The following is a 26,205-nucleotide window of genomic DNA, read 5'->3' as shown; positions in this document are numbered from 1 at the left end:
GATCCAGCGGGTGGGTAGGCGTCCCTTGATGGAATAGCATTTGCCACTTGCCAGCCTCAAGTTTCCAGATTGAGGATCTCCGCGCGTATTGCCTTGGTTCACCGTTACGGCTGGATTGGGAGGCTTCGTATACCAGTAGACAAGCGTCCTTGGAGATCACGGTCAGTTTGAAATTACGCGCCAAGATATCAACGCGAGACCTTTGAAGCGGCAAGCTTTCAACGGTATCAGCTTTTGAATAGAAGGCCCCTGAACGACCAATTTCATGGAAGTCTTTGTGCAATAGACGATTGAGTTGCTCAGGGTCATTTCGGACACTTGCTTGATGCAAGCTGATCTCCATGTCTTGAAGCAGGTTGAGTAGCGAGACCTCTGTCACCTTGGTTTTCCCCTTTGCTCCATTCCAGATTTACCTGATTAGCACTTCCACCGCCCATAGGGCAAACCCACTAACCCGCCTCTGTGCGGGTTTTGTCATTTCTGAAAAGAGGAAATACCCATGGCCGGCATCCAAATGCCCAACGGCGCCACCCTTGAGATTGCATCGACTTACGGCACGGCGATCCCTTTCACCGCCCTGACAAACGCCCATCCAGCCGTCGCGACCGCTGCGGCGCACAGCCTGGCCGAGGGCGACATCATTGCCGTAAATTCTGGCTGGACCCGCCTGGAAGGTCGCGGCGTTCGAGTCGGGGAGATCGCCAGCGGCACCTTCGCGCTGGAGAGCGTCAATACGACCAGCATTCAACAGTATCCCGCGGGCTCGGGGATTGGTTCCGTTCGTGAGGTGACGGCCTTCACCGAGATCTCGCAGATTACTGAAATGAATTCCAGTGGTGGTGATCAACAGTTCCTAACCTTCGGCTTCCTGGCTGACGATGATGATCGCCAGATGCCGACCACAAAGAACCCGATCACGCTGACCTTCACCGTCGCCGACGATCCGTCCAAGCCGTATGTGGCTGTCTGTGAGGCGGCGGACGATGATAAGCAGGCTCGCTTGCTTCGCCTGAACCTGCCGGGCGGTAGCAGCATTATCTACAACGGCTACGTGTCGATCACTTCGACCCCGACAATGTCCCGCAACAACCTGATGACCCGTGTGATCAGCCTGGCGCTGACCGGTCGCCCAACTCGCTACGCGGCCACGGTGTAATCCATGGCCAAGTTCAAATTGATCCAGAAACCGACCTTCAAGGCGCCGGTGATGATCCAGCGCGCGGGCTACAACGCTGAAAAGGTGGAGTTCGAGTTCAAGTATCTGGATCGCACCGCGCTGGCCGAGTTGTACACCGGATGGAACGAGCGGCACGACGAACTGGGCAAGCAGGTCGGCGACATGGACCTCAAAGCTTTCACCGCCGCCCAGATCGCCCTGCAAGCCGACCAACTGCTGGATGTGGTTGTGGGCTGGGACATCGAAGAGGAGTTCACGCCTGAAAATGTGCGCATCCTCGTCAACTCGATCAACTCGGCGCCTAAGGCCGTTCTGAACGCTTACGCCGATGCCTTCAGTGAGGCCCGCCTGGGAAACTCCTAAGCGCCTCCCGCGCGCTGTATGAGCCCGGGCCGTCAGATGCAGATTTGATGGCCTTCGGCTTGTCTCGCCAGGACATTCCCGACAAGGAAGTAGGCATCTGGCCCGACAACTGGGACGCCTTCAGAGTCTTCGAGGCCATGAGCACCCAGTGGCGCACAGGCGCGTGCGGTGCTACAGGCATGGACTACAGCGTTCTCTCCGGTGTGATTCGGATGTGTGGCGTACCGCTCAGCCAGCGACAAACCATTTTCAGCGACTTCCGCCGTATGGAAGCTGAAGCCCTGCAGGTGATGGCGGAACAGAGAGAAAACAAATGAGCACCAACTTCGCTACCCTGGGTATTGCGGTCGAGTCTTCGCAGGCCGCAAAGGCTGCTACTGATCTGGATAAGCTGGTCGATTCTGCTGAAGGCGCCCAGAAGGCCATTGATGACCTGGACAAAACAGGCGAAGGCCTGGCCAACACCGGCAAAAAGGTGTCCCAGGCAGAAGCGGATGTTGCGCAAAGTATCGATAAATCGACGGCGGCCAGGGATCGTCAAGCTGGAGCAAGTCGCAAAGCAACTGACAGCGCAGTAGCGGAAATCTCCGTCATCAGTCAGCTCGACAAGGCGATGACGGGCAATATCTCGAGCATGGAATCGCTGGTTCAGGCTGAGGGCTTACTGGAGCGCGCCCGCAAGGGCGGCTTGGTCACCATTGAAGAGCAGGCGAAGTACCAGGATCAGTTGGGAAAGGCCTACGACAAGATTGAAAAGGCAGAAGCCAAAGAGCTGGCGCAGAAGCAGAAGCTGATCGAAGCGGAAAATCGTCAGATTGAGGCGCTGAAGCGTACCGTCAACGGGATTGACCCGGTTACCGCCAAGTTGGCGAAGCTTGAGGCTCAGGAGAAGGCGCTCAACGACCTGCATAAAACTGGTCAAATCGACGCTGAGCGCTACAACGAGGCTCTGGCTAAGATCGGGAAGGACCGGGCGGGGCTGACTGAAGCCACTAGCGCTTTCGACAAGCTGAAGCTCGGTACCCGCCAGGCTCAAGAAAACGTCATGCAGCTGGCTAACGCAATCCAGGCAGGCGATCTGGGCAGTGGGGCGCGCGCGATTGCTCAGTTGGGTGCTGGCGCCGGTGAATCGGCGAAAAGCCTGGCAGGGATGCTGATTCCGGCCGGCCTGCTGATCGCTGTACTCGGCTCTCTTGGCTATGCCTACTTCGATGCGATGAAGCAGGCGCGAGAGTTCAACGCTGCGATCAACGGCGGCACGAATGGCGCGGGGCAAACTATTGCCAGCCTGAAGGATATGTCCGACGGCGCTGGGCGTGTCACCGGGAATCTGTCTGGTGCGCGAGAGGCCGTTGTTTCGCTTGCGTTTGGCGCGGCCACCAGCGGCACCCAGATGCGCAATCTGGCTGAAGCTGCAGCCGCAGTCAGCGAAGTTACCGGTCAGGGGTCGGGCGAACTCGCCAAGTCCTTCGCCACCGCTGGCGATACAGCAACTGAAGCCGCCAGCAAGATCAGCAGTCAGTACGGATTGATCACCCTTGAGCAGTACCAGGTGATCAAGGGGCTGGATGATCAGGGCGACAGCCAGCGTGCCCTGGATGTGCTCAGCGAAGATTTGAATCAGGCCGCCTTGACGCGCCTGAAGACCTACCGCGAGTCGCTATCCGACGTAGAGCGCGACTGGGACAGGATCAAGAACGCCATCAAAGGAGCGTACGCAGAAGTCCGGTCGGAGATATTCCCAGACCTGGCCAAGCAGATCGAGATCACCCAGCGGGTTCTGGATACCCGCAAGGGCGGCGGAATTTCGGGCGCCATCTCTAACGGGCTGAGCTCTTTGAATTCGGCTCTTGGTCTAGGCACCGGTGAGCATGACGACTCAACTGAGGCGCTTGAGAAAAAACTTGCCGACCTGAAGGCCAGGCAGACTGCCAGCGCTAACCTGGCAACCGTCACCGGTGAAAACGCCGACGCAAACCAGAAGGCAATCGAGGCTCAGAAAGCGCTGGATGCGCAACTCGACAACGTCAACCCTCTGAACAAGCGCAAAGCCGGGCTGGAAAAGCTTAATAACCAGTTCAAAGCTCTTTACGAGAATGCAGAAAAGGCAGGGCAGAAGTCGCCACTGCTTGATGGTGTGAGCTACGACGGCAAAACGTTTTCCGGTGGCGCGTACGACATTCTGTTGAAAGGCCTTCAGGATAAAAACAAGGACCCGAAAGCAGCCGGATCCCAGGTCGACTTGACCGGCTTCAACAGCGCCAAGAACGACCTGGCGGCGATCACCGACACCTACAAGAACTACCAGAAGGAACTGGAGGCAGCACAGAAGGCCGGCCTGCTATCTGAGGAAGACTACCTGCTGAGGCGCCAGGCGCTGATCGGGAATCAGCTCGACCAGACAACGGCAGCCTACAAGGTAGAGATTGCAGCGCTTGAGGCCGCCAAGGGCAAGAAAACCACCTCAGCCGCGCAAAGCATCCAGCTAGACCAGAAGATCGCCGACGCACGCGCAGGCATGGTCAAGGCGCAGAAGGACGCTGATAGCCAGCTTGAAGTGCTGGCGACCAATGAGACAGGGCGCCTAGCCAAACAGGAACGTGCCATCAGCACCTACGTGCAGGCGCTTGGGCAGCAGCAGCGAGCCTTGGAGCTTGCCGGGCAGCGCGCCGTACTTGGCGTGGGGCAGGGTGATCGGCAAAACGCGCTCAGTGGCGAACTGAACAGCCAGCAAGACCGGTTTGCTCAGCAGTCGCTGGAGCTGGCCAACCAGAAGTCTGACCCATCGCGCAACATGTCTGAGGAAGAGTTCAAGCGTAAGTCGCAGGCGCTCGCAGACGCGAACAAGGCCGCCACTGACCAGATCCGGCAGAACTATGCGGATGTGGAGGCAGCCCAGGGTGACTGGACGAAGGGTGCTACCTCGGCCTGGGCCAACTACCTGGATTCGGCGCAGAACGTAGCAGGGCAGACCAAAAGTCTATTCGGCAATGCGTTCAGCTCGATGGAGGACTCAATCGTCAACTTCGCTGTGACTGGGAAGCTCTCGTTTGCAGACTTCACCAAGTCAATTCTGGCCGACATGGCGCGCATTGCTACTCGGCAAGCAGCTTCTGGGCTTCTCGGCTCGCTTGTAGGGCTCGGTATATCTGCCGCCGGCTCGTACTTCGGCGGCGGGACTACCACGTCCGCAGGCTCTACAGCGGCAGGGTACAGCCCTGATGTATTGGCGGGCTGGTCTGGCGTGACCCAGGCCAATGGCGGCGCCTGGTCGGGCGGCGTACAGATGTTCGCCGATGGCGGCGCATTCACGAACTCCATCGTCAGCAAGCCTACGGCTTTCGGCATGGCCAACGGTAAAACCGGTGTAATGGGTGAGGCTGGGGAAGAGGCGATCATGCCGCTGACCCGGACGTCGAGCGGCAAGCTGGGCGTTATGGCGATGGGCGGCGGGGCCGGTGGCACGCAGATCAATGTCGAGGTGAATATCGATGGTGACGGTAACGCCTCGTCAACGGCTGACGCCCCTGGCTATGACCTGTTCGGCAAGGAACTAGCGACCTTCGTAGAGCAGAAGTATCAAGAACTGCGCTCGAAGGATATGCGCCAGGGCGGCGTCATCAACAAAGCAATCAAGGGGCGCTGATGGCAATCGAACGATTTACGTGGGCAACAGAGAAGGGCGCGGAGGGTGAAATAACTCAGCGTGTCCGGACCAAGCAGTTTGGCGATGGATACACCCAGTCGGTGGTGGATGGCATTAACAACCGGTCGCAGTCCTGGCCGGTGACCTTTACCGGGCTCAAGCCCCGCATCAAGGACATCATGGCGTTTCTCGATCGACACAAAGGGGCAAGGGGCTTCCTGTGGGAGCCACCCTTAGGAGATCTGGGTCTCTATAAGTGCAACGGCTATAAGCCGGTGCACCGCGGCGGCCAGGTCTACGCCATCACCGCTACCTTCGAACAAACCTTTCATCCTTGAGATAATCGCCCATGGCACTGATCACGGACATCCAGAAACTGGAGCCTGGCGGCGAGATTCGCCTGTTCGAAATTGACGGAACCGAGTACGGCGCGGATTACCTGCGTTTTCACGGTCACGCCATCCCTCACTCAGCCGAGGAACTGCTGGCATATGAAGGCTCGGAAGCGGATCTGCCGGCCAAGTCGATTTGGTGGCAGGGCGCGGAATACGCGGCCTGGCCGGTCCGGATCGAAGGGATTTCTTCCAGTAGCGACGGCACCGCCTCTCGCCCGACGTTCTCAGCCGGCAACATCAACGGTCGCGTCACCGCGCTGTGCCTGGCTTTCGAGGACCTGCTGAAGTTCAAGCTGACAGTTCGCGAGACCCTGGCCCAGTACTTGGATGCGGTTAACTTTCCAGAAGGTAATCCAACTGCCGACCCTACCCAAGAGGCGCTAGAGATCTGGTACATCGACCAGAAAACCAGCGAAGACGGCGAGGCGGTGGTCTGGGAGCTGTCCTCACCGGGCGAGATCGATAACCACGGCCTGCCCGGGCGCCAGATGACCACGTTCTGCCACTGGGCCATGACCAATGGCTACCATGGGCCTGATTGCGGCTACACCGGTGCGGCGATGTTCGATGACGAGGACAACCCCACAGACGACCCGGCCCTGGACCAGTGCAAGGGCTGCTTGTCGTCTTGCAAGTTGCGTTTCGGCGAGAACAACGAACTGTCCTTCGGTGGATTCCCCGCCGTGTCCCTGATTGCCCGGAGCTGACCATGCGAAAACACATCGTTGCGGCGATCCAGGCGCATGCCGCCGCCGAGTACCCGAGAGAGTGTTGCGGTCTGTTGCTTGCCATGGGCCGCGCGCAGAAGTACTTCCCCTGCAAGAACATCGCCACGGAGCCGCACGAGGAGTTCAGGCTTGATCCCGAGGACTACGCCGCAGCGGAAGACCTAGGCGAGGTGATCGGCATCGTCCACTCCCACCCGGACGCCACCAGCCGGCCTTCACCTCATGACTTGGCCATGTGCGAGGCCACGGCGCTGCCCTGGCACATTCTATCCTGGCCCGAAGGAGACCTCAGGACGATCACGCCGTCTGGCGCCGTGCCGCTGCTCAAGCGCCCGTTCGTACACGGCGCATGGGACTGCTGGCAGGTCTGCGCAGATTGGTATCAGCGCGAGTGGGGTCTAGAGTTCGAAGCGTTCCAGCGCACTGACGGCTGGTGGGAGCGAGCGGAAAACGCCAGTCTTTACGAAGAGCAATACGAGGCTGCCGGCTTCGTGCGCGCAGACAACCCTCAGCGCGGTGACATGATTGTTATGCAGGTTGGCCGGACGGTGCACCCGAACCACGCGGGCATATACCTGGGTACCGATCCGGCGCTACCTGGTGAAGACTCAGGCACGTTCGGCCCAGGGCCGTTCCTGTTGCACCACCTTTACGGTAGGCCGTCCGAGATCGTCGTCTACGGCGGGCCATGGCATGACCGTGCACGCCTGATTCTTCGCCACCGCGATGCACGGTGATACAGTCGGCACTTTCAGGACGAGGATCAATCATGCGGATTTTGATAGCGGCGGTGGCAGCGGTGGTGCTGGCGGGGTGCGAAAACACCCCAATATCAGCCGACAAGGCTGACCCTATACCCGCAAACCGAATTTACGCCTTCACACAGAAAGGTGATTCTGAACTAGTCGTTACTCGTGATAGCGGGATGAATCAAGGAGGGTTGAAGTTAAAATTTTATATAGACGGAACGCTGGCAGCAGCTTTCGGTCAAGGTGAAGTTGGTAGGTTTGGTTTGACTCAAGGAACGCATATTCTTGCTATAAGTGATGGCTCGGCTCTAGTCGAATCAGAGGTAGAATTGGCGCCTGGGCAGACGGTAAGGCGTAGGATTTCTGTATCTATGCAAGGTTTCGAGCTCTCACCGACATCACTGTAAACATGCTTTGGAGTGGTTGATGCTGAATGTAAAGCTAAAAGCGCTATTCACGCTGATATGTGTTGTTGTGTTAGCAAATATTTTGGTTGGGTGTTCAATGAAGCCGGTCACCGCACAGGAGGCAAAACCAATATCTTCGGATCGACAATATGCATATAGTGCCGAGGATGAAGCGTCATTGGTGGTTACCCGAGACAAAGGCTTGATCGAGGGTGACGGCGGCATCCGTATGGATGTTCTGATTGATGGAAAGTTAGCGGCAAAAATAAAGGCGGGTGAAGTTGTGCGGTTTGGATTAAAGGCCGGGACGCACATCGTCGCGGTCACTATCGGTAGTACATTGGTGGAGCGTGAGGTAAATCTGAAAGCTGGAGATACAGTTAGGCGTCGCATAACCTATTACAATAATCTTGATATCACGCCGACTGCATTTAAGTGAATGGGCTACAACTCTATTTATATGGGGCTGCTTGGCTATTTATGTCGTTGGTTATTTTTGCTTTAGCCATAATGTAGGAATTTGCCGTAGGGATGATATGCGAATAGTTATAGCAGTGGTAGCGATGGCGATGCTGGCGGGATGCGCCTCATCGGCGATATCGGTTAGGGATGCGAAGCCGGTCCCCACGGATGAGCTTTACGCCTTTCAGTCAAAGCCCTCCGGTGAAAGCGGAAAAGTCACAGTTGTGCGCGACTCCGGCGCGGTTGGCTCGGGATGCGATATCGTAGTGTATGTAGATGGACGCAAAGCGGCGAAAATAGGTACGGGTCAACGGGCTACCTTCTTCCTTCCCCCTGGCTCACCGAGCCTCGGCGCGGGTCTAGCAGGTTCTGGCCTATGTGCTGGCGCGGCCATCCGTACCATCGCAGCAACCGTGCTACCTGGAAAGGAAAGCCTCTACAGGATTAGCGGCGATATTGGCGGTTTCTACATTGGCCCCTATGTCGACTACAACTGAAAGCGAAATAGATGAAACCGCCCCCGGGCGGTTTTTTTACGCCAGGAGAAAGCTATGCGGGCCTCAGCAATCAATTACCAACCAATGACAACCATTCGCTTGCACGGGCAACTCCGGCAGTTCGGGAAGTCGTTCAGACTCGCCGTAAGGTCGCCGGCCGAAGCCATTAAGGCGCTGTGCGTCCAGATCCCTGGTTTTGAGCGCTTTCTGTCGAACGCTAAGTCGCGCGGGTTAGAGTTCGCAGTCTTTCGCGACAAACGAAACATCGGAGAAAAGGAACTGACCTACAACGGTGCCGGTGACATCCGAATTGCCCCGGTAGTAGTGGGCAGCAAGCGCGGCGGCATTCTTCAAACGATTGTTGGCGCAATTCTAATTGTGGTCGGGGTGATCTTCTCGGCCACACCTTTCGGCACACCACTCATAGGTGCAGGCCTCGGGCTTGTCGCTGGGGGCGTCATTCAAATGCTCAGCCCCCAGGCTGGCGGACTCAAGACCAGCGCCGCGCCCGAGAACACACCGGGCTACGCCTTCGGCAGCGCCAAGAACACCACGGCATCCGGCAACCCGGTACCGCTCTGCTACGGCAAGCGGCGAGTGGGCGGTGCGATCATCAGCGCCGCGATCTACGCCGAAGACCAGATGTAACCGACATTCGCAGCAACGCAGCCGCCCACGAGGCGGTTTTTTATTGCCTGGAGAAAAAGATGGGCGACGACAGCAAGATCGACATCCACGGCGCCAAGGGCGGCGAAGAAAAAACAAAAACGCCGACAGAAGCCCCGGACAGTTTGCGATCGGTCGCCGTCGCCAAAATGCTGATCGCCGTGGGCGAGGGTGAATTCGAAGGCACGCCAACGGCCCGTGACATCTACCTCGACAACACCCCCCTTCAAGACCCGCAGGGGAACATGAACTTCCCGAACGTGAAGTGGGAGTGGCGCACCGGCGCAGTGGACCAGACCTATATCCAGGGGATTCCATCGGTCGAGAACGAGACCACTATCAGCACCGAGCTGCGGAGCGGCACCCCATGGGTTAGGGCGATCAACAACACCCAGCTTTCCGCTGTTCGCGTACGCTTCGCCTGGCCGGCGCTCCAGTCCGTGGACACGGGCGGCAACATCAACGGGTACCGGATTGAATACAAGGTTGAACTGGCCACTGATGGTGGAGCCTATCAGCAGGTACTGAGCGAGGCTGTCGACGGCAAGACCACCAGCGTGTACGAGCGCACCCGTCGCATAGATCTGCCCAAGGCAACTACCGGCTGGCTGATGCGCATCACCAGGATCACGGTCAATCAAAACAACAACAAAATCTCCGACAACATGCAGATCGCCGGCTTCACTGAAGTTATCGACGCAAAGATCCGCTACCCGAACACGGCGCTGCTCTACATCGAGTTTTCCGCCGAGCAGTTCCGCAGCATCCCGGCCGTGACGGTCGAGACCAAGCTGAAGAAGATGCAGGTTCCGAGCAACTACGATCCTGTGTCGCGTTCGTACAGTGGCGTTTGGGACGGTACCTTCAAGCAGGCCTGGACCGACAATCCTGTCTGGATGACCTACGACATCACCACCGCTGACCGCTTCGGCCTTGGCCGCCGCATCAAGCCGTGGATGGTGGACAAGTGGGAGCTGTACCGAATCTCGCAATACTGCGACCAACTGGTGCCGGACGGGAAGGGCGGCCAGGAGCCGCGCTTCATCTGCAACTTGAACCTGCAGAGCAAGGCCGATGCTTGGTCACTGCTGCGCGACATCTCGGCGATCTACCGGGGGATGACCTACTGGGCCCAGGGCCAGGTCTTCACCCTCTCGGATATGCCGCGTGCCACTGACTTCGACTTCGCCTACACCCGGGCAAACGTCATCGACGGCAAGTTCACCTATTCCAGCGCGTCGGAGCGCACACGCTACACCCGGGCACTGGTCAGCTACGACAACCCGCTGAACAACTACGACACCGATGTCACCGCGGTGACCGACCAGAAGCTGCAGCGGCGCTACGGCGATAACCCGCTGGAGATCAGCGCTATCGGGTGCACCCGCGAATCCGAGGCCCAGCGCCGCGGTAAGTGGGCGCTGCTGACCAACTCCAAGGATCGGGCCGTAACCTTCAAGGTTGGTTTGGATGGCCGTATTCCGTTGCCTGGCTACGTAATCCCGATTGCTGACGAGCTGTTGGCTGGCCGCGCCATTGGCGGGCGCATCTCGGCTGTGAACGGCAAGGTCATCACCCTGGATCGCGACACCCAGGCCAAGCTCGGCGACCGGCTGATCCTCAACCTGCCAGACGGTAAGTGCGAGGGGCGCACAGTGCAGCTAGTCAGCGGGCGGCAGGTTACGGTCACCGTGGCTTATTCCGTCGTGCCTGAGCCGGAGTTGGTGTGGGCGCTCGATGCTGACGACCTGGCAGTCCCGCTTTATCGTGTGGTCAGCGTAGCCAGACCAGAGCCTGGCGTGTTCGAAATCTCGGCGGTGCAGTACGACCCAAGTAAATTTGCGCACATCGACACAGGCGCTCGCCTGGAAGAGCGCCCGATCAGCGTTATCCCGATCACTGTGGTACCGCCGCCGGCCAGCGTCACGCTGACGTCGAGCTACGCGGTGAACCAGGGCATTGCCATCAGTACCATGAACATCTCGTGGCCAGCCGTCGCTGGCGCCGTCGCCTATGACGTGGAGTGGCGTAAGGACAGCGGCAACTGGATCAAGGTGCAGCGTACGGGCTCGACGAGCGTGGACGTGACAGGCATTTACTCGGGCGCCTACCTGGCTCGGGTGCGTGCGGTGAGCGCCTTCGAAATCTCGTCGATCTGGAAAAACTCCAGCCTAACCAATCTTGAAGGCAAGACGGGCTTGCCGCCGGCGGTGTCGTTCCTGACCACCACCAGCCTGATCTATGGCATCGGCATTCAATGGGGATTCCCACCAGGCTCCGAGGACACCCAGCGGACGGAGATCTGGTACAACCAGTCAGCCGATTTGACGACGGCGGTCAAGCTGAGCGACTTCAGCTACCCGCAGGCCTCGCACGAGATGCACAGCCTGTTGGCCGGGGCGAGTCTGTTCTTCTGGGCGCGCCTGGTTGACCGGACTGGCAACGTCGGCCCGTTCTTCCCTGTGCCCGGCGCCGTCAACGGTCAGGCCAGCAGCAAGCAGAGCGATTATGAGGCGTACTACGCCGAGAAGATCGGTAAGGGCGCCCTGTACCAGAGCCTGCGCGAAGAGATAGAGCTCATCACCGGCGACGGCCCTGGCTCAGTAAATGAACGCCTCGAGGAAGCCAAGCAGGAGCTGGAAGATCTGATCAAGCAAGTGAGCGATGCCCTCGCTTACGACCCGGAAAAGCCCTATCTGAAGGGCGACATCGTGCGGCTGGATCAACGTCTCTACCAAGCGAAAGGCCCTGTGCCTGTGGGCGCAACGCCGCCTGACGCTACGTACTGGATAGATATCGGCACCATCCTTGAGACCACTGATGCACTGGTGTCCCAAGTCCAGATCATCGAAACGAAGATCGAGGAAATCGACGGCAAGGTGTTGGCCACCGCCACCTCAGTTGAGGCGTTACGCTCAGCTGCCCGTGGTGATGATGGCGCCGGCGATCTAGCCGACGCCATCAAAGGCTGGACTTCGACGGCAGATCTGGCGGTCGAGCGTAAAACCCGAGCCAGCGAAAACGATGCGATGGCTCAGCAGCTGCTCACCCTGGGCGCCCAGGTCGGTGACAACAAGTCGTCGCTGACCGTCCTGGAACAGGTGGTTGCCAGTAATCGCGAGACGTCCGCAGCGCAGATCAACCAGCTTAAGAGCGATCTATCTGCGGTCGATCAAAAGGCGACCGGCAATGCACAGGCGCTCACCAGCCTAGACACAAAAGTCACCAACCTGGACGGGAAGATCACATCCCAGTCGTCGAGCAATGAGGCGCTGCGGGCTTCGGTCCGGGGTGACGATGGCTCTGGTGATCTGGCCGGGGCGATCAAGGCGTGGGAGTCCACCGCGGCAATCAGCACCGAGAAGAAGGTGCGTGCATCTGAAATCGAGGCCCAGGCCAAGGTTTCGGAAACGCTCCAGTCGAGCATCGGAGAAACGAGTGCATCCGTAAGATCGGTGAGCGAGACAGTGGTTGGTCTCGACAATAAGGTTTCTGCCCAGGTCACGCTACAGGCGCAGACCATTGTCGGCGGCAAGCGAGTTACTACCGGTCTCGCCTTCGGCTCAAATGGGTCGCAGTCGGAGTTCCTTATCATGGCTCAACGGATGGCGGTCGTGAACGAGATCGACGGCAAGGTTGATCCGATGTTTGTCATTGAAAACGGCCAAGCCATATTTAATACGGCGATTATCAGCAAGGCATTTATTGAGCAGATAGTTCTCGGTATGAGTCTGCGCTCAGCTGCTGTAGACGCTTATGGCAATCCGCTGATTGAGCTGAATATGGCAACAGGCGCATTCGCTCTACGCGGCGCCAAGGATGGCAATACATCGGTGCTTAATAGCAGCGGTATAAAATTCACTTATGCCAATGGCGTCGACGGCATCGACTTGAGTCTTTGATATGGTCGGACTTGTAATTAGGGACAAAAGCACCGGCGCTGTCAGAATTGACATGACAACGTTCATAAGCCAAACGACAGGATTCGTAGAGACGAACGGGCAGAACGGGCAAATCCAAATCCCAGCACCGCCAGCGGGTCGGACATTGTTCTTTACAGTGTCGCCGCTTGTGGATTTGCAGATGGATAAAGGGAAACGGCCCGGTGTTGTTTTAAGTGGCACAGCCTTGTCCTGGGTCTATTCGTATAATACGGCGGGGTGGGGTTTCTTTTCTGCGAACTGTCGGATTTACTATGGGTATTACTGATGTCTAATGCCAAGCTTGTCGTAAGGAAACCTGATGGTTCGTTGCTCTATGATACGGGGAATATCAGTTACGGGTTGGTGAAGAGCGGGTACCTATCTCTCAACTCCAACTGGAGAAGGTGGGTGCTCAGGGCCATAAACGTTGATCCCAACCTCGCCAGTAGCTGGAAAGAGGCTGGCGTTCCTGGGGATGATCAGTATGGGTTTACAGTTGACAATCCTCGATCACCCATCGTGTTTCTAGTCGGCAGAGGCACAGCCACAGGGGTTACCGTAACTGGTAACTCGAAAACCTATTTATATGCCGGAGCAAGTTCTGCGACGAAGTATTATTGTTTCGACTTGATGGGAGATGATGGCTTGCCCGGGCCTTGGTTAAAAACCCGAGACAGGGAGTCAAACGCAATTACATTTAACTCCAATCAGAATCCACTTAATGTCGTTGCCTCAGTGCGTGCGCCAGATCCAGGCCCGCTGGATAGATACGGGAGGCCAGTATTCACTTATATGGGCGGACGTAATGAGCGCATTGCCTTTCAATCGACGTCTGGCTCGGCCATTGTTCACAGTATTGTGGATATCGAAATTCACCCTGGAGTTGAATATGCGGCATTTCTTCCTTGGAATAGGTCGTGCGGTATAATTGATCCAGAAACCATTGCCTCCGGTTATACAACTACGTACGGGATGACAGAAGGGGCGTTTGGCAGGGTGGGCGGTATTTCTTTCTTCTTTGCCCCGCCGGGAAGAACGACTTGGCAGGATTGGCCGGCAGGCAGCGCAGGGTATTCCTACCATAGTTTGCCGATAGAAAGATTTCCTTCCGCCCTCGTTATCAAAACTGCGGGACTTCCTTTTCCTTTTAATTGAATTCAGTAGATGACCTGCATCTACTGATTTGGAGAGTACTATGGCTTCTTGGTTTTCAGAAGGGACCGTAACTGTTACAAACGGTAATGCCGTTGTAAATGGCGTCGGTACAAAGTTTTCAAACTCCCGGGCCGGTGACATGTTTGTTGGCCCAGATAACGGCATCTATCAGGTGATCAACCCATCGAGCGATACCGCTGTCTCGATCTCTCCGGCGTATCGGGGCGCCACTTCAGCGGGTGCCACCTACGGCATCGTACCGGTGAACGGCTACCCCAAGGCCCTGGCTGATGCGGTCAACTTGATGGTTCAGCAGTGGGGCGCAACCCTGGCAGGCCTTGGCCCGGTCGCAAGTATGACCACTGTGCCGGTGGCAAACGGTGGTACCGGAGCTACGAATGCGGCAACTGCCCGAACTAACCTGGGTCTGGGTTCGGCAGCCACACGTTCAGTGGGCGTCGTAACGGGCAACCTGCTTGAGGTTGCGGCAGCGCCGGCTGTGGTAGGCAACTCATCCTTTGCAGTCGAGGGCAGCCGGTTCATCTCCCATCTGGACGGCACTACTACAGGCGGCGCACCTGGCGCACCTAACGCGGTTGGGTTTCGCTCAAGGTTTGCGGATAACAGCCTTTGGGCTGTTGACATCGTTGCTGGCGTTTACCAGACCGCCGCCGGTCTGTACTGGCGTCAGGTGAACGCAAGCGGTGTGTCTCTGGGCTGGCGGCAGATATACGACACCACGAACACCACCCGTGCCCAAGACGGCACCCTCAAGGCGATCTAATCATGGCAAGAGCAGCAATCAACATCGTGGGCGAAACCGGTGCCCTGTTTGACATCACATCGCTCGGTGGCAAGGATGTGGACAGCTACCGGTCCGGTGTGGGCGTGTACTGCGTCACCGGCACCCTGGGCATGGTTCCATTTCCGCCATTGGACCAGGGCTGGGGATACTCGCTGCATCCTTCGGAGAACACCGCGAAGGTCGATATCGTTTTCGCTGAAGGCCTTTTGACCGTGACCGTCACCATGGATGGCGAGCCCTACGATCTGAAAACGATGGTCACGCTTCATATTCTCGTTCCCGATATTCCGCTGGAGGAAGTACCGCCGCTGCCACCAGTCGTGGTGGATCCAGTGGAGGTCGCCCAGGCAGAGATCGTGCGCCTGCGGGCCATCGCGGATTACTCCATCGCGTCGCTCCAGGATGCGGTTGATGTCGACGAAGCCACCGATGCAGGCATGGCCGCCCTGAAGGCGTGGAAGAAATACCGCGTGGCGCTGAGCCGAGTTCCCGAACAACCGGATTACCCTCAAACGATTGAGTGGCCGCACGTCCCCGCGTAAACCCTGGAGCAGATCACCAGCCGCCTTGTGCGGTTTTCTCGCCTGGAGAGAGCAATGGCAGGCGCACCGGCCCAGACTTCGGGGCTTTAGACTTTATTCGAACAGACCGCCGAAGTAGCATGCAGTGACGCCTGCCGCCACCAAACAAATAAAAATTAATCCGACCCTCAGAGTCATGGGTTTTTCGTTGCCGTCAAGGTTGAACATTTCTTCCATTGCTTCAGCTTCTTCCGAGTCTGTGGGCTGGTGCCTCATGGTAAATGCATCCTTTTCTGTTTGATTGAGCGGAGGCTACGAGCGAGCCTAGCCCACGCCTATGACGACACATAAATCATTATTGGCGCCATTCGCCGAGATGAACAGAGGAAAACGGCAGTAATCTGCTGAGGTGGCTCGCAAGCGAGCAGTGATTTGTGAGGCGAGCTATGTACAATGCATGCCTCGAATACGGAGGTTCCGATGCGCAACGCAGTTTTGATGCTTATGATGCTTATGTCTACTGTGGCCCTGGCTGAAAAGAGCCAGCTTGATGAGAACGTGTATTGCCCTAAGCCAGTCAAAGGAACCTACCGGGTTTTATTTGTCGGTGACAGCATTACTCGCCACGCTGTTAACCCATCGACTGTGAAAGATTTGAATTGGACGCATGTCTCAGGCATGGCCTCGTCTTCGCCAAAGTCCGATTTTGTCACCCTGTTGTCGGCAAAAATATCAAAAGACAGAAAACAAAAAGTGGTTGCGTGCTTTCATACCTATGGCGGTGGCGGATCAGTTGCAAGCCGTGTCGCAGGAATGCCGATGGTTCAAACCACAAGTCCTGACTTGGTTGTGATCCAAATCGGGGAGCATGACAGCGCTCTAAGCGATCCTGTCTTGTTTCATCGCCAGTTCGCCACGCTCGTTAGAATGTCTAGGGCCTTGCCCAGCAAGCCAAAGGTAATCGCTGTTGGCCCATGGGCATTAGTACCGCTTAATAAAAATGGGGAATACTCGGACCCAGATGCTGCCGCGGTTGATCGAGAGATGTATAACGTCGCCATTGAAGAGTCGCTTGAATACCTGTCGGTCCGGGATATCGCACAAATTCCAGAGGCGCATGGATACGGTACTGATGTCGGTGTGCAGTGGCACCCGAACGACCTGGGGCACGCAATGTACGCCGCTCGCTTGTTCAGACTATATAAAGCAGTCGAGCAGTAACTAAACGAAAGCACCGAGCCCGGCCACTGCGCCGGGCTTTTTTTCGCCTGGAGAAAAGCATGCCTACCACTGAAACCCGCGGGGTACGTAACAAAAACCCCGGCAACATCGATTACACCCCGGCCAACCAGTGGCAGGGTCAGCTCAATCCTGACCCTGAAGTCGAGAAGCGCTTCGCCAGGTTCGACACCCCGGAGAATGGTATCCGCGCCCTAGGCAAGCTGTTACTGACCTACCAGCGAAAGCATGGGCTGAAGACCGTGAAGGCGATCATCAGCCGGTGGGCGCCGTCGGTAGAGAACGACACCGCGGCATATGTACGCGCCGTTGAGGCGAACACCGGAACGCAGCCTGGTGCCGAGGTCGATCTGACCCGCCCTACGGTTATGGCTGGCTTCGTCAAGGCGATCATCCATCACGAGAATGCAGGATATGCCTACCCTGATGCGGTGTTGGCCGAAGGCGTGCGGAGGGCGCTGGCATGACGCCTGTACAGAAGCTGGCAGGCCTGGCGGTGCTGATCCTGCTGATGATGGCAGGTGCCGCGGGCGTTACCTGGCAGGTTCAAGACTGGCGGCTGGGCAAACAACTGTCCGAACAGCTATCCACGCAGAGCGCCGCGCACCAGGGTCAGCTCGACGCCATCACCAACGAGGTCTGGCGTCAGCAGAAGGCCGAGCAGGACAAGCGCCTGGCCACCGAGCAGCAGCTCGCCACCCTGGACCAACAACACACCAAGGAATTATCCGATGCCCAGCGCAATCAGGCTCGCCTGCGTGATCAGCTTGCTACTGCTGATGTCCGGCTGTCAGTCCTCATCGAGGATTCAGCCAGTAGCTACAACGTGCCTACCGCCACCGGCGCCGTCGGCGTGGTTCATGCAGCCCGTCGAGCCCAACTTGACCCAGCGCATGCGCAACGAATTATCGCCATCACCGACGACGGGGATAACGCCATAATCGCGCTGCGCGCATGCCAGGCGTACGTCAGGGCTATTGCTCGCTGATCGGTTGAATCAGCTCGGGCCCCTTATTGCGCACGTTGCCCACAGCCGTATCGACCTTGAACCATTCGAACACTTCGGACTGCTCGCCCTGGTGCAGAACCATTTGCTCGGCGCGCTCCTTGGGTGTGGCCGGGTCCAACCATTCCCGGGCCAGGTCGGGCGTCAGCACCACGGGCCGCCGGTCGTGGATGTCCACCATGCCCCCGGCGCTGTCGGCGGTGATGATCACGAAGCCATCATGCTCGCTTGGGCCTTCATCAGCGTCAGGTAGCTGGCCAATGGCAGCGCAGAGTATCGGTGCACCATCCCGCCGGCGGATGAGGTACGGCTGCTTCTTGGGTCCACCTTCGTCTACCCACTCAAACCAGTTGTCGATAGGCGTGATCGCCCGGTGAGGCCAGATCGCCCGGAAGAACGGGCCATGGGCTACCTTCTCCACTCGGGCATTTATCGGCGCTGCCCGGTCTTTCGCCCAATGCGGCCGCCATCCCCAGCGAACTGGATCGGCGTGGAGCAAATCGCCCTGCAGATGCAGCAATGCAACCGCAGTTGATGGCGCCACGTTGTACCGCTCAATCGGCTGATCGCCCACGGAGTTCACCAGAGCATTGGGCATACTCAGCGCTGCAACGAAGTCGTGGATTCCCCGGTACTGCGAAAGTCTCCCGCACATAAGCATCTCCGCTTGTCGGGCTCTCTGAACTGCCGCGCACCGACGCTTTTCTAGAGTCTAGACAATGGGCGGGGAGTTTCGTTATGGCGGGATATATTCTGAAAATTAAAGAAATAGACGTCTCTGGTGCACATCGCAAAAAATCTTCGTTTTTTTTGGCAGCGCCGGAGGAAAGGCTCGAGTTTCGTATACTTGTTGCCGATTACCTAAAGCGGAGACGTCTTATTAGAGATGGAGAGTGGCGAGAACTGATCGAGGAAGCAGTTGCGGCCTATGCCGACGAGCTAGGCTAATGGCTGCTTGTAAACGCTAAGCTCGAGCAGCAGTCGCTGATTCTCCCTGAGAAGATGGTCGCGCTGCCCGGTAATGATTTTCACGCTTTGCACTGAGGCAAACGAGTACTGCTGTTCCAGCGTTCTGATCTTTTCCTCAGCCGCAGCGAGCTTTGCCTCTGTCTCGGCCTTTCCCGTCATCAGCAGATCATTCATCTGCACCAGGCCGGCGATATTCGCCCGCGCTCGACGCAGCATGCGCTCGGTCTCCACCAGCTCATCTACGAGAATTGAGCATTGGTGCTGGTACATCTCAAGTGGAGTGGGGCAACCGAGCCAATCATCGGTGTCCATTTCAACGTTCATAGCGTGAATCTCAAATACTGTATGTGCGTACAGTAATCGAGGTTTGGGCGCGGTGCGATTTGAGCCGACGAGCTGTAGGGGCTTACGACTATTCCGATTCCATCAGCACGGCGAGAGTCATTTTGATGAACTCTTCGTTGTGTCCGATCGTGAAGAGGGCGCCTCGCACGTTGTCTGCCACCTCGGCGGAGCCACGCTGCTCCACCCAATTGGACAACTCCAGGATGGATGCTTCGAGGGCAAGTTGGTTTTCGTAGAGTTTGGAAAGCAGGGAAGGGATTAGGTCTGAGTTCGGCATCGTTGTTCCTCCGTGGAGCGAACAGCGTAGCAGGCAAATTATTGAGTGGGGAGATCGTTCGGCAGGACGCCGGAGGAGGGGGAAATCATTTCCGCAACCCAATGCACGCCCCTTGATATATGCGGGCTGTAGGCTTGGTAAAAACTCTGAGTTGCGGAAACGATAAATAGCTAAGGTGTTGATTATTATAGTTAACTCGGCAGTCTTGAAAACCGGCGGACGTTAATAGCGTCTCCAGGGTTCGAATCCCTGGTTTCCCGCCAAGATTTACACGAAAGCCTCGCGAAAGCGGGGCTTTTGCGTTTCTGGGGTTTGGGTGTGCTGATAATCAAAAAAATGCTGTTTTTCGCATTCATACCTTTCAAAGACGAACCACCATTCGTCTAACATCCGGCACTCTCCATCCGTTGCTACCTCTCAATCTTAAGCGCGGATATCCCGAGCGATACACGGAGAGCCAGCATGGAAATCAACGAGAAAGCCCCAGGCAACATTTCCCAGCAAGCGGTTACTCGTAACACCGATAATGAGACGGGGCATGACCCACGGCGCGATGAGGACAATATCCCGCTACCCCCGGATGACGAGGCCCCGATCGAGGAGGACATGTCGGATGTAGACGCGGCGGATTCCGTGGCAAGTGAGCACCCTGCTACCTGAAGACCTCCCGATCAATAAACCCGACCCAGCGCCGGGTTTTTATTGCGGTTTTCGGCGCATTTAATTAACCGTAATCCTTAAGTATTGGCATCGCATAATTGTGAATGGCTTCACGATGCCTCTATGATCAGCACGCACTGTATTGGATCGCTGAGCCTCAACCCTTTGAAGGACATGAGCATGGACAAGCACTTCGGTAATTCAGGCCTTTTCAAAACCACTTCGTATCAAGGCAACGACGCTCACGACGGCTGCAGCACTGCCGACTGGGAGCTGAAAAACAGTGCGCTGAATACGAAGGAGTTTTTGATATGTCCAAAGAACTACTCGGAGTTTTTGCTCTAGGGTTGATGGTGGTCGGTGAGTTTTGTGCAATCTACAGTGAGGTGGTGACCGCCAAGTTGGCCCAGACCGGCAGTGGTTCCTGGGAGGTCTTTGTACTTCCTGTGGTCTTGATGTGTTTTGCAGGGCTGTGCCTGCTGGGTGCCTATTGGCTGGGGTATATGGTTGTCGGTGATATCTGGATTGTCACGGTAGTCTCGGTCACTTCGTTATTGCTTCTGGAGCCTGTGGTGGTCTGGGCGCTGTTTCATGAAGCACCAGGGCGCGGCGCGTTGATCGGGTTCTGCCTGGGCGCCTTGGGGATGCTTGCGACGGTAGTGCTCTAGCACCCCGGGGAATCAAGTGCCGGGTCAGATCAGCATCTGTAGTCCGATGCTTATCTGGCCCGCACCACTGCACTTTTTTCCATTCTGCTGATCTACCCTGTCCCAGCCACCCGACTCACACGGGTGGCCAACAGAATCAGACCCGGTGCCGATGGATCGAACGTCAACTGTTTCCACTTCCCGATGGCCGCTGCTGCTGGCTGCGATATTGATGCTCTGTGCCGCAGGTTGCAGCCAACAACAGGGCCGCGATATCGCCAGGCAGTTCAGCGATGGCAAGCCCGATGAATTCTTCCAGACCAGCGTCGACCGCATGGCCACCCTGGGCATGCGTGACAACCTGCAAAGCCTCTACTTACTGATGAGCAAGCTCTACCTGCGCAACCCCAACCAGTGGCGTCAATCGGGCTATCCGGATGCGGTGACCGCCGCCCGGCAAATCCGCCAGGCCATCGAAAATCGCCAACCCTTGCCCGCACTGGGTGACCGGCGTGACCTGGCTGCCCTGAGCTATTCCCTGAGCCCCGACTTTCGCGGCGACCGCGTCGGCGCGTTCATCTATGCGATTGGCAGCATGCTCGTGACCGCTCACGGCGGGCGCACGCAGTTTTATGTGACCGACTCGATCAACCCGCAGTTTGTCAGCAATGCCGCGCGCAATATCGAAAAGGCCACCTGGTTGCTCAGCCAGCGTCAGGATGCCAACGGCGTGTTGCTGTTGTTTTCCAATGAAATATCGGAGGAGGGCAGTAACCTCAGTTTTGCCGTTGAGTTCGGCAAGATCGTCGCGCGTTTGGACCTGCTTACCCAGATCCTTGATGAGCGCTACCGGCGCATTGGCCTCAATTACGCACAAAGCCTGTTGCTGATGAATTTCCTGCCGGTGCAATAAGGCCCATCGCATCGACCAATCGGTGCGGTGTTTCCCTTTCCGCTGTAGGAAGCGGCCTATCTTGCATCTCGCGGCTTGAAACGCTTGCCTGCGGGCAATAGCCTCGGATTTTTCTTAAACACGAGGCCCTCCCTTGGGTAAACGAAAAACGGTTTGGCCCACGGATCGCGAAATACGCTTGCGGTTTATCCTCTATGCGGTGATCGACGCCGCGACGGCCCAGGGCGTGTCTGCCGAGTTGTTGCTGCCGGCGCATAAGTTATTGCGTGACTCGCCCACGGAAGCCCAGTTGCGCGACACCTTGGGGGAGATTCTCGCCACTGACGAAATGTATGGCTTTCGCTTTGCGCCGGGGTCGGATGCAGATGATCTGCTGCGGGCATTGTCGGCGCCCGATGGCTGAACCTGCCACCGGGTTCGCCGCTGTTTTTAAATCGTCCTTGTCCGTCATTAAGGAGTGACCTGAGGGGCGTGCCTGCCTTCCCATCACTGTTCGCGTGGTGGGCTTGGCCTGGCACGTTCCCGGATTCCAAGGACCTGCCCCCAATGCTGCTGCGCCACCCCCCGTTTATTTTTGCCGCCTTGACCCTCAGTTCGCTGGTACAGGCCGAAGGCCTGCAATTGGCGCCGGTTGAAGTCACCACGGCTGAGGCCAGCGCCGCAGAAATCGCCCAAGCGCAGCTCAAGAGCGTGCCCGGCGGCACCAATTACATCGATATGGACAGCGTGCAACAGGGGCGGGTCAGCAGTAACGAAGACGTTTTCAAATATCAGGCCGGTGTGTACGCCAAGGCGGCCAATAACGAAGGGGTGAAGGTGTCCATTCGTGGCTCGGGCCTGAACCGCGCCCCCGGTGCCCACGCCTCCGGCCTGTATGAAATGTTCGACGGTCTGCCGCTTACCGGCCCAGGTGGTACGCCTTATGAGCTGAAGGACCCGCTGTGGCAAAGCCGGGTAGAGGTGCTGCGTGGCGCCAACGGGTTCGATCAGGGCGCGTTGGCCTTGGGCGGCGCGGTCAATTACGTCACCCGCACCGGCTTGGACGCGCCCAAGCTGCAAGTGCGCTATGAGGTCGGCAGTCGCGGCTATGCCCAGCGCGAAGTCAGTTCCGGGCAAGTGCTGGGGGACGCCGACTATTACATCAGCCTCACCGATTCGGAGTCCGACGGTTATCAGCACCAGAGCGCCGGCAGCGGTAAGGGCATCGCTGCCAATTTCGGCTATCGCTTTAACCCGGACCTGGAAACGCGCTTCTATTTGCGTTATCGCGAAACCACCAACGATTCTCCCGGCAGGCTCACGCGTGACCAGATCAGCCATGATCCGCGTGCCGCCAACAGCCTCAATGCCGCCCGCGATTCAAAGCGCCTGCAACCGGGCTCTACCTGGATTGCCAACAAGACCACCTTGCGGTTGGACGATAATTCACGGGTCGAGGTCGGGCTGGCCTATCACGATTACCCCATGGACCTGCGCGAAGGCACCAACCGCCTCAAGGTCGCCTACACCGATATCAGCGGCACCCTGAATTACATCCGCCAGGACAGCCTGTTCGGCCACGCCAGCACCACCACGCTCGGCCTGCGTACCACCCAGGCGATGCCGAACAATGGAGCGTCGGAATACGTCCGCATCCCTGCGGGCAATACCGCCACTTATGCCCCCGGCACCAGGACCCGCGACTACAGCTACCTGGGTTCCGATACCGTGCTGCATGTAGGCAATGAGCTGGAACTGGTGGAGGATCTGTGGCTGACCACCGGCCTCGCCGCGATCTATACGCGCCGCGAAACCCAGGTCACTTACCCCGACGGCCAGGCGCCGATCAGTCAGCATGATTGGGATTATGCGCCGCGCATTGGCTTGCGTTACGACTTCACCCCGCAGTTGCAGATTTACAGCAACCTGAGCCGCTCGGTAGAGCCACCGCACGCGTGGTCGATGATCTGGGGTTCGAACAAATATTTCGGCCCGGGCAGTGGGGCGGCCACGGGGTTGCAACGCGAAGGTGTGAAGCTGCGCAATCAGACCGCTACCACCCTGGAAATCGGCGGGCGCGGTGAAGCCTGGCTCGGCCAATGGGACCTGGCGCTCTATCGTTCGGAGGTTCGCCACGAGCTGCTTTCGGTGGAGACCCAGGCCCAGACCGCCACCAGCAATGCCATCATCGCCGAGTCCAACGCCAGTCCCACCGTGCACCAGGGTGTGGAACTGAGCCTGCTCAGCCCGCTGTGGGACGGCGGGCGCAGCGGTAAGCTCGACCTGCGCCAGGCCTACACGTTCAGCGACTTCCATTACCGCGACGACGACCGTTTCGGCGACAACACCTTGCCCGGCATTCCCAAGCACTACTACCAGGCGCAATTGCGCTACAGTCACCCGACGGGTTTCTACACCAGCCTCAACACCGAGCATGCATCACGGGTAGCGGTGGACTACGCCAATTCCTACTACGCGGCGGCCTACACCACCCTTGGCGCCACCTTCGGCTACGACGCGCCCAAGCAGGACTGGCAAGCCTGGGTCGACCTGCGCAACCTCACCAACCGCCGTTACGCCAATACCGTCACGCCGGGCTACGACGACAAAGGCATGGACGCTGCACGTTCCACCCCCGCTGATGGGCGGGGTATCTACACCGGCGTTTCCTGGAGCTGGCGTTAAATCAGCCTTCGTGCTGGCGCAGGCGCTTGTACAGGGTGTTGCGACTCACCCCCAGCTCCCGCGCCAGGTGGGAAATATTCCCGCCCACGGCTTCCAGGCGCTGGTTCAGGTCAAGGCGTTCATCCAGGTGTTCGGGTTTGGACTGCGGTACCGTCGCCTGCAAATCCACGAAAAAATCATCAGGCAGATGCTCTGCGCGGATCGGCTGCTCTTCGGCCATTGCCAGCGCCACCTGCAACACGCTACTCACCTGGCGTAAATTCCCCGGCCACGGGTGTTGCTCGAATAACCTCAGCACCTCGGCGCTCAGCCCGGCCCATTGAGTCGGTTCGCGGTGTTGCTGCCACAGTTGCTGGAACAGCGCCTGTTTGTCGGTACGCTCGCGCAATGGCGGCAGTTCCAGGGTCAGCCCGCCGATGCGGTAGTACAAGTCTTCGCGAAAGCGCCCAGCCTGCACCAGCTCGCGCAAGGCGCGGTTGGTCGCCGAGATGATGCGCAAATCCACCGGGAACACCTCGCTGCTGCCCACCGGTTGCACGCAGCGTTCTTGCAGCACCCGTAACAGGCGGGCCTGGGTCGGCAGCGGCATATCGCCGATCTCGTCGAGAAACAGCGTGCCCTTGTCCGCCTTGCGGATCAGGCCGATGCTGCCTTTCTGGTTGGCGCCGGTGAAGGCGCCTTTTTCGTAGCCGAACAGTTCCGATTCCACCAGTTCTGCAGGAATCGCCGCACAGTTCACCGCGATCAACGCCTGGCGGCTGCGGGAACTGGCCTGGTGCAGGGCTTTGACGAACACCTCTTTGCCCACGCCGGTCTCGCCGTGAATCAACAACGGAATGTCTTTTTCCAGCAGGCGCTCGGCCTGGCGCACGGCTTTTTCCACGCGCACATCGCCAAAATGCAGGGTCTGGAGGTTGATCGACGTCGGTGCTGGCGGCGGCGGTTGGCTGAACACCCGGGCTTGCACCGGCATCTGCTTGGGCCGCTTCAACAGGCACTGGAACCGATTGCGTCCCGCCGCCTGCAAGGCGAAGGGCAGCCCTTCCGGTTGGTTGAGCAGCTCCAGCAGCGACACTTTGAACAGGCTGTCGATCATCACCCGCGAGAGGCTGATGCCCAGCAGGTTATCCGCACGCCGGTTGGCCGACAGCACCTGGCCGCTTTCATCAAAGATCAGCAGGCCGGCCCATTGGCTGTCGAGGTTGCTCAGGCCGGTGTTGAAGGTCAGTTGGAAGTGTTCGCCGCGAAACAGGTTGAGGATCAGCCGGTTTTCCACGGTCTGGCTCATCATCTTGACCATGCCCAGGGTGTGGGAGGGCGGCAGGTAACTGTCGCTGGACACATCCAGCACCGCGATGATTTCGCGCTGAGCGTCGAAAATCGGCGCTGCGGAGCCGGTCATGAAGCGGTTGGCCTTGAGGAAGTGTTCATCGTGTTCAATATGCACGGCCTGGGCGCAAGCCAGCGCGGTGCCGATGGCATTGGTGCCGCTGGCGCGTTCCATCCAACTGGCGCCGGGGCTGAAGCCTCGGGCCAGCGTGGGTTCGATAAACCGCTGGGTGCCCCACGAGGTCAGCACCTGGCCCTGATTGTCGGCCAGCATGATCAGGCAATTGGAATTGCTGAGAATGTTTTCGTAGTAGGGCAATACTTCCTGGTGGGTGGTCTGTACCAGGGAATGCTGGCTTTCCAAAAGTTGGCGAATGCCCTCGGCGGGCAGTTGGTCAAAGCTGGGGGCGCTCTGGTGGTCCAGGCCGTAGGCGCGGCAACGGCGCCAGGATTCCTGGATAAGGGTGTCGTGGGTCAAGGGTTCGGCCATCGTGCGACCTTCATTTTTATTGTTATTGTTTTTGCATATCTAACTGAAGAAACCGATTCAAACTGTGGGAGCGGGCTTGCTCGCGAATGCGGTGTATCAGTCGACCGATGATTGACTGACCCACTGCATTCGCGAGCAAGCCCGCTCCCACATTTAGTCTGTGTTGGTTATG

General features: G+C 58.0%; 28 protein-coding genes. 23 read left to right on the top strand and 5 right to left on the bottom strand.

Features of this window, described 5'->3' with window-relative positions; translation table 11 throughout:
* Positions 1-499: 499 nt before the first annotated feature.
* From N2A98_RS15185 to N2A98_RS15115, 15 genes are all read left to right on the top strand, one after another.
* A complete protein-coding gene (locus N2A98_RS15185) occupies positions 500-1,156 on the top strand; it encodes a phage tail protein (protein WP_275622246.1) in 657 nt (218 codons plus the stop codon).
* A gap of 3 nt (positions 1,157-1,159) precedes the next feature.
* Positions 1,160-1,540, top strand: coding sequence for a phage tail assembly chaperone (locus tag N2A98_RS15180; protein ID WP_068931883.1), 381 nt, complete (start codon positions 1,160-1,162; stop codon positions 1,538-1,540).
* Between the two features lie 47 nt (positions 1,541-1,587).
* The gene (locus tag N2A98_RS15175; protein ID WP_275622245.1) at positions 1,588-1,857 is read left to right on the top strand and encodes a DUF1799 domain-containing protein; all 270 of its coding nucleotides are present in this window, start codon (positions 1,588-1,590) and stop codon (positions 1,855-1,857) included.
* The gene (locus N2A98_RS15170; protein ID WP_275622244.1) at positions 1,854-5,186 is read left to right on the top strand and encodes a phage tail tape measure protein; all 3,333 of its coding nucleotides are present in this window, start codon (positions 1,854-1,856) and stop codon (positions 5,184-5,186) included. The genes N2A98_RS15175 and N2A98_RS15170 overlap by 4 nt, the downstream gene beginning before the upstream one ends.
* Complete coding sequence (locus tag N2A98_RS15165; RefSeq protein WP_275622243.1) at positions 5,186-5,524, top strand: phage tail protein; 339 nt, start codon at positions 5,186-5,188, stop codon at positions 5,522-5,524. Before N2A98_RS15170 ends, N2A98_RS15165 begins: the two co-directional genes overlap by 1 nt.
* 11 nt (positions 5,525-5,535) lie before the next feature.
* Complete coding sequence (locus N2A98_RS15160) at positions 5,536-6,288, top strand: phage minor tail protein L (protein WP_275622242.1); 753 nt, start codon at positions 5,536-5,538, stop codon at positions 6,286-6,288.
* 2 nt (positions 6,289-6,290) lie between these two features.
* On the top strand, positions 6,291-7,046 hold the full coding sequence (locus N2A98_RS15155; RefSeq protein ID WP_275622241.1) for a C40 family peptidase: 756 nt from the start codon (positions 6,291-6,293) through the stop codon (positions 7,044-7,046).
* 32 nt (positions 7,047-7,078) lie between these two features.
* On the top strand, positions 7,079-7,465 hold the full coding sequence (locus N2A98_RS15150; protein ID WP_275622240.1) for a hypothetical protein: 387 nt from the start codon (positions 7,079-7,081) through the stop codon (positions 7,463-7,465).
* Positions 7,466-7,484: 19 nt separating this feature from the next.
* Positions 7,485-7,904, top strand: a complete 420-nt coding sequence (locus tag N2A98_RS15145; protein ID WP_275622239.1) for a hypothetical protein — start codon at positions 7,485-7,487, stop codon at positions 7,902-7,904.
* A 97-nt stretch (positions 7,905-8,001) separates the two neighbouring features.
* The gene (locus N2A98_RS15140; protein ID WP_232103950.1) at positions 8,002-8,424 is read left to right on the top strand and encodes a hypothetical protein; all 423 of its coding nucleotides are present in this window, start codon (positions 8,002-8,004) and stop codon (positions 8,422-8,424) included.
* Between the two features lie 54 nt (positions 8,425-8,478).
* Entirely contained in the window at positions 8,479-9,072 is a 594-nt protein-coding gene (locus N2A98_RS15135) for a tail assembly protein (RefSeq protein ID WP_275622238.1), read from the top strand.
* 59 nt (positions 9,073-9,131) lie between these two features.
* Positions 9,132-12,992, top strand: coding sequence for a phage tail protein (locus N2A98_RS15130; RefSeq protein WP_275622237.1), 3,861 nt, complete (start codon positions 9,132-9,134; stop codon positions 12,990-12,992).
* A 306-nt stretch (positions 12,993-13,298) separates the two neighbouring features.
* A complete protein-coding gene (locus N2A98_RS15125; RefSeq protein WP_138761596.1) occupies positions 13,299-14,168 on the top strand; it encodes a hypothetical protein in 870 nt (289 codons plus the stop codon).
* Between the two features lie 40 nt (positions 14,169-14,208).
* Entirely contained in the window at positions 14,209-14,952 is a 744-nt protein-coding gene (locus tag N2A98_RS15120; RefSeq protein WP_275622236.1) for a hypothetical protein, read from the top strand.
* A 2-nt stretch (positions 14,953-14,954) separates the two neighbouring features.
* Complete coding sequence (locus N2A98_RS15115) at positions 14,955-15,515, top strand: tail fiber assembly protein (protein WP_275622235.1); 561 nt, start codon at positions 14,955-14,957, stop codon at positions 15,513-15,515.
* Positions 15,516-15,608: 93 nt separating this feature from the next.
* Here N2A98_RS15115 and N2A98_RS15110 read toward each other — a convergent pair whose 3' ends face one another.
* Positions 15,609-15,770, bottom strand: coding sequence for a hypothetical protein (locus tag N2A98_RS15110; RefSeq protein WP_170876021.1), 162 nt, complete (start codon positions 15,768-15,770; stop codon positions 15,609-15,611).
* Positions 15,771-15,974: 204 nt separating this feature from the next.
* Here N2A98_RS15110 and N2A98_RS15105 point away from each other — a divergent pair, with 204 nt between their 5' ends.
* From N2A98_RS15105 to N2A98_RS15095, 3 genes are read left to right on the top strand one after another with little or no spacing between them, the layout of a single operon-like run.
* Positions 15,975-16,715 carry an SGNH/GDSL hydrolase family protein gene (locus N2A98_RS15105; RefSeq protein WP_065936687.1) on the top strand — a complete coding sequence of 247 codons (741 nt, stop codon included), beginning with the start codon at positions 15,975-15,977 and terminating at the stop codon, positions 16,713-16,715.
* Between the two features lie 59 nt (positions 16,716-16,774).
* Positions 16,775-17,200 carry a structural protein gene (locus N2A98_RS15100; RefSeq protein WP_275622234.1) on the top strand — a complete coding sequence of 142 codons (426 nt, stop codon included), beginning with the start codon at positions 16,775-16,777 and terminating at the stop codon, positions 17,198-17,200.
* Positions 17,197-17,721, top strand: a complete 525-nt coding sequence (locus N2A98_RS15095) for a lysis system i-spanin subunit Rz (RefSeq protein ID WP_275622233.1) — start codon at positions 17,197-17,199, stop codon at positions 17,719-17,721. The genes N2A98_RS15100 and N2A98_RS15095 overlap by 4 nt, the downstream gene beginning before the upstream one ends.
* On the opposite strand, the gene N2A98_RS15090 is transcribed toward N2A98_RS15095, so the two are convergent.
* The 3 genes from N2A98_RS15090 to N2A98_RS15080 all read right to left on the bottom strand — a co-directional run bounded on the left by N2A98_RS15090 (position 17,708) and on the right by N2A98_RS15080 (position 19,330).
* Positions 17,708-18,394 carry an SOS response-associated peptidase family protein gene (locus N2A98_RS15090; protein WP_275622232.1) on the bottom strand — a complete coding sequence of 229 codons (687 nt, stop codon included), beginning with the start codon at positions 18,392-18,394 and terminating at the stop codon, positions 17,708-17,710. The two genes, N2A98_RS15095 and N2A98_RS15090, sit on opposite strands and share 14 nt — an antisense overlap.
* 284 nt (positions 18,395-18,678) lie before the next feature.
* A complete protein-coding gene (locus tag N2A98_RS15085; RefSeq protein WP_275622231.1) occupies positions 18,679-19,032 on the bottom strand; it encodes a hypothetical protein in 354 nt (117 codons plus the stop codon).
* An 88-nt stretch (positions 19,033-19,120) separates the two neighbouring features.
* Complete coding sequence (locus N2A98_RS15080) at positions 19,121-19,330, bottom strand: hypothetical protein (RefSeq protein WP_019816802.1); 210 nt, start codon at positions 19,328-19,330, stop codon at positions 19,121-19,123.
* Positions 19,331-19,792: 462 nt separating this feature from the next.
* On the opposite strand from N2A98_RS15080, the gene N2A98_RS15075 reads away from it, so the two are divergent.
* From N2A98_RS15075 to N2A98_RS15055, 5 genes are all read left to right on the top strand, one after another.
* A complete protein-coding gene (locus tag N2A98_RS15075) occupies positions 19,793-19,990 on the top strand; it encodes a hypothetical protein (protein ID WP_069558233.1) in 198 nt (65 codons plus the stop codon).
* Positions 19,991-20,340: 350 nt separating this feature from the next.
* Positions 20,341-20,658: a hypothetical protein gene (locus tag N2A98_RS15070; RefSeq protein ID WP_069558232.1), complete on the top strand. Its 318-nt coding sequence runs from the start codon at positions 20,341-20,343 to the stop codon at positions 20,656-20,658.
* 151 nt (positions 20,659-20,809) lie between these two features.
* Positions 20,810-21,550, top strand: coding sequence for a hypothetical protein (locus N2A98_RS15065; protein WP_275622230.1), 741 nt, complete (start codon positions 20,810-20,812; stop codon positions 21,548-21,550).
* Positions 21,551-21,683: 133 nt separating this feature from the next.
* On the top strand, positions 21,684-21,953 hold the full coding sequence (locus tag N2A98_RS15060) for a hypothetical protein (RefSeq protein WP_044273968.1): 270 nt from the start codon (positions 21,684-21,686) through the stop codon (positions 21,951-21,953).
* Positions 21,954-22,096: 143 nt separating this feature from the next.
* Positions 22,097-24,214: a TonB-dependent receptor gene (locus N2A98_RS15055; RefSeq protein ID WP_078803329.1), complete on the top strand. Its 2,118-nt coding sequence runs from the start codon at positions 22,097-22,099 to the stop codon at positions 24,212-24,214.
* A 1-nt stretch (position 24,215) separates the two neighbouring features.
* Here the strand turns inward: N2A98_RS15055 and N2A98_RS15050 are convergent, their stop codons facing one another.
* Positions 24,216-26,033, bottom strand: coding sequence for a sigma-54-dependent Fis family transcriptional regulator (locus N2A98_RS15050; protein WP_044273970.1), 1,818 nt, complete (start codon positions 26,031-26,033; stop codon positions 24,216-24,218).
* Positions 26,034-26,205 lie beyond the last annotated feature (172 nt).

This window comes from Pseudomonas sp. FJ2-5-13, from assembly GCF_029201605.1.
Lineage (GTDB): Bacteria > Pseudomonadota > Gammaproteobacteria > Pseudomonadales > Pseudomonadaceae > Aquipseudomonas > Aquipseudomonas lactis.
This window is presented reverse-complemented; position numbering and strand designations above follow the sequence as displayed.

Coding starts and splice junctions, on each gene's coding strand:
- N2A98_RS15185 (WP_275622246.1), top strand. CDS start 500: ATGGCCGGCATCCAAATGCCCAACGGCGCCACCCTTGAGATTGCATCG.
- N2A98_RS15180 (WP_068931883.1), top strand. CDS start 1,160: ATGGCCAAGTTCAAATTGATCCAGAAACCGACCTTCAAGGCGCCGGTG.
- N2A98_RS15175 (WP_275622245.1), top strand. CDS start 1,588: ATGGCCTTCGGCTTGTCTCGCCAGGACATTCCCGACAAGGAAGTAGGC.
- N2A98_RS15170 (WP_275622244.1), top strand. CDS start 1,854: ATGAGCACCAACTTCGCTACCCTGGGTATTGCGGTCGAGTCTTCGCAG.
- N2A98_RS15165 (WP_275622243.1), top strand. CDS start 5,186: ATGGCAATCGAACGATTTACGTGGGCAACAGAGAAGGGCGCGGAGGGT.
- N2A98_RS15160 (WP_275622242.1), top strand. CDS start 5,536: ATGGCACTGATCACGGACATCCAGAAACTGGAGCCTGGCGGCGAGATT.
- N2A98_RS15155 (WP_275622241.1), top strand. CDS start 6,291: ATGCGAAAACACATCGTTGCGGCGATCCAGGCGCATGCCGCCGCCGAG.
- N2A98_RS15150 (WP_275622240.1), top strand. CDS start 7,079: ATGCGGATTTTGATAGCGGCGGTGGCAGCGGTGGTGCTGGCGGGGTGC.
- N2A98_RS15145 (WP_275622239.1), top strand. CDS start 7,485: ATGCTGAATGTAAAGCTAAAAGCGCTATTCACGCTGATATGTGTTGTT.
- N2A98_RS15140 (WP_232103950.1), top strand. CDS start 8,002: ATGCGAATAGTTATAGCAGTGGTAGCGATGGCGATGCTGGCGGGATGC.
- N2A98_RS15135 (WP_275622238.1), top strand. CDS start 8,479: ATGCGGGCCTCAGCAATCAATTACCAACCAATGACAACCATTCGCTTG.
- N2A98_RS15130 (WP_275622237.1), top strand. CDS start 9,132: ATGGGCGACGACAGCAAGATCGACATCCACGGCGCCAAGGGCGGCGAA.
- N2A98_RS15125 (WP_138761596.1), top strand. CDS start 13,299: ATGTCTAATGCCAAGCTTGTCGTAAGGAAACCTGATGGTTCGTTGCTC.
- N2A98_RS15120 (WP_275622236.1), top strand. CDS start 14,209: ATGGCTTCTTGGTTTTCAGAAGGGACCGTAACTGTTACAAACGGTAAT.
- N2A98_RS15115 (WP_275622235.1), top strand. CDS start 14,955: ATGGCAAGAGCAGCAATCAACATCGTGGGCGAAACCGGTGCCCTGTTT.
- N2A98_RS15110 (WP_170876021.1), bottom strand. CDS start 15,770: ATGAGGCACCAGCCCACAGACTCGGAAGAAGCTGAAGCAATGGAAGAA.
- N2A98_RS15105 (WP_065936687.1), top strand. CDS start 15,975: ATGCGCAACGCAGTTTTGATGCTTATGATGCTTATGTCTACTGTGGCC.
- N2A98_RS15100 (WP_275622234.1), top strand. CDS start 16,775: ATGCCTACCACTGAAACCCGCGGGGTACGTAACAAAAACCCCGGCAAC.
- N2A98_RS15095 (WP_275622233.1), top strand. CDS start 17,197: ATGACGCCTGTACAGAAGCTGGCAGGCCTGGCGGTGCTGATCCTGCTG.
- N2A98_RS15090 (WP_275622232.1), bottom strand. CDS start 18,394: ATGTGCGGGAGACTTTCGCAGTACCGGGGAATCCACGACTTCGTTGCA.
- N2A98_RS15085 (WP_275622231.1), bottom strand. CDS start 19,032: ATGAACGTTGAAATGGACACCGATGATTGGCTCGGTTGCCCCACTCCA.
- N2A98_RS15080 (WP_019816802.1), bottom strand. CDS start 19,330: ATGCCGAACTCAGACCTAATCCCTTCCCTGCTTTCCAAACTCTACGAA.
- N2A98_RS15075 (WP_069558233.1), top strand. CDS start 19,793: ATGGAAATCAACGAGAAAGCCCCAGGCAACATTTCCCAGCAAGCGGTT.
- N2A98_RS15070 (WP_069558232.1), top strand. CDS start 20,341: ATGGTGGTCGGTGAGTTTTGTGCAATCTACAGTGAGGTGGTGACCGCC.
- N2A98_RS15065 (WP_275622230.1), top strand. CDS start 20,810: ATGGATCGAACGTCAACTGTTTCCACTTCCCGATGGCCGCTGCTGCTG.
- N2A98_RS15055 (WP_078803329.1), top strand. CDS start 22,097: ATGCTGCTGCGCCACCCCCCGTTTATTTTTGCCGCCTTGACCCTCAGT.
- N2A98_RS15050 (WP_044273970.1), bottom strand. CDS start 26,033: ATGGCCGAACCCTTGACCCACGACACCCTTATCCAGGAATCCTGGCGC.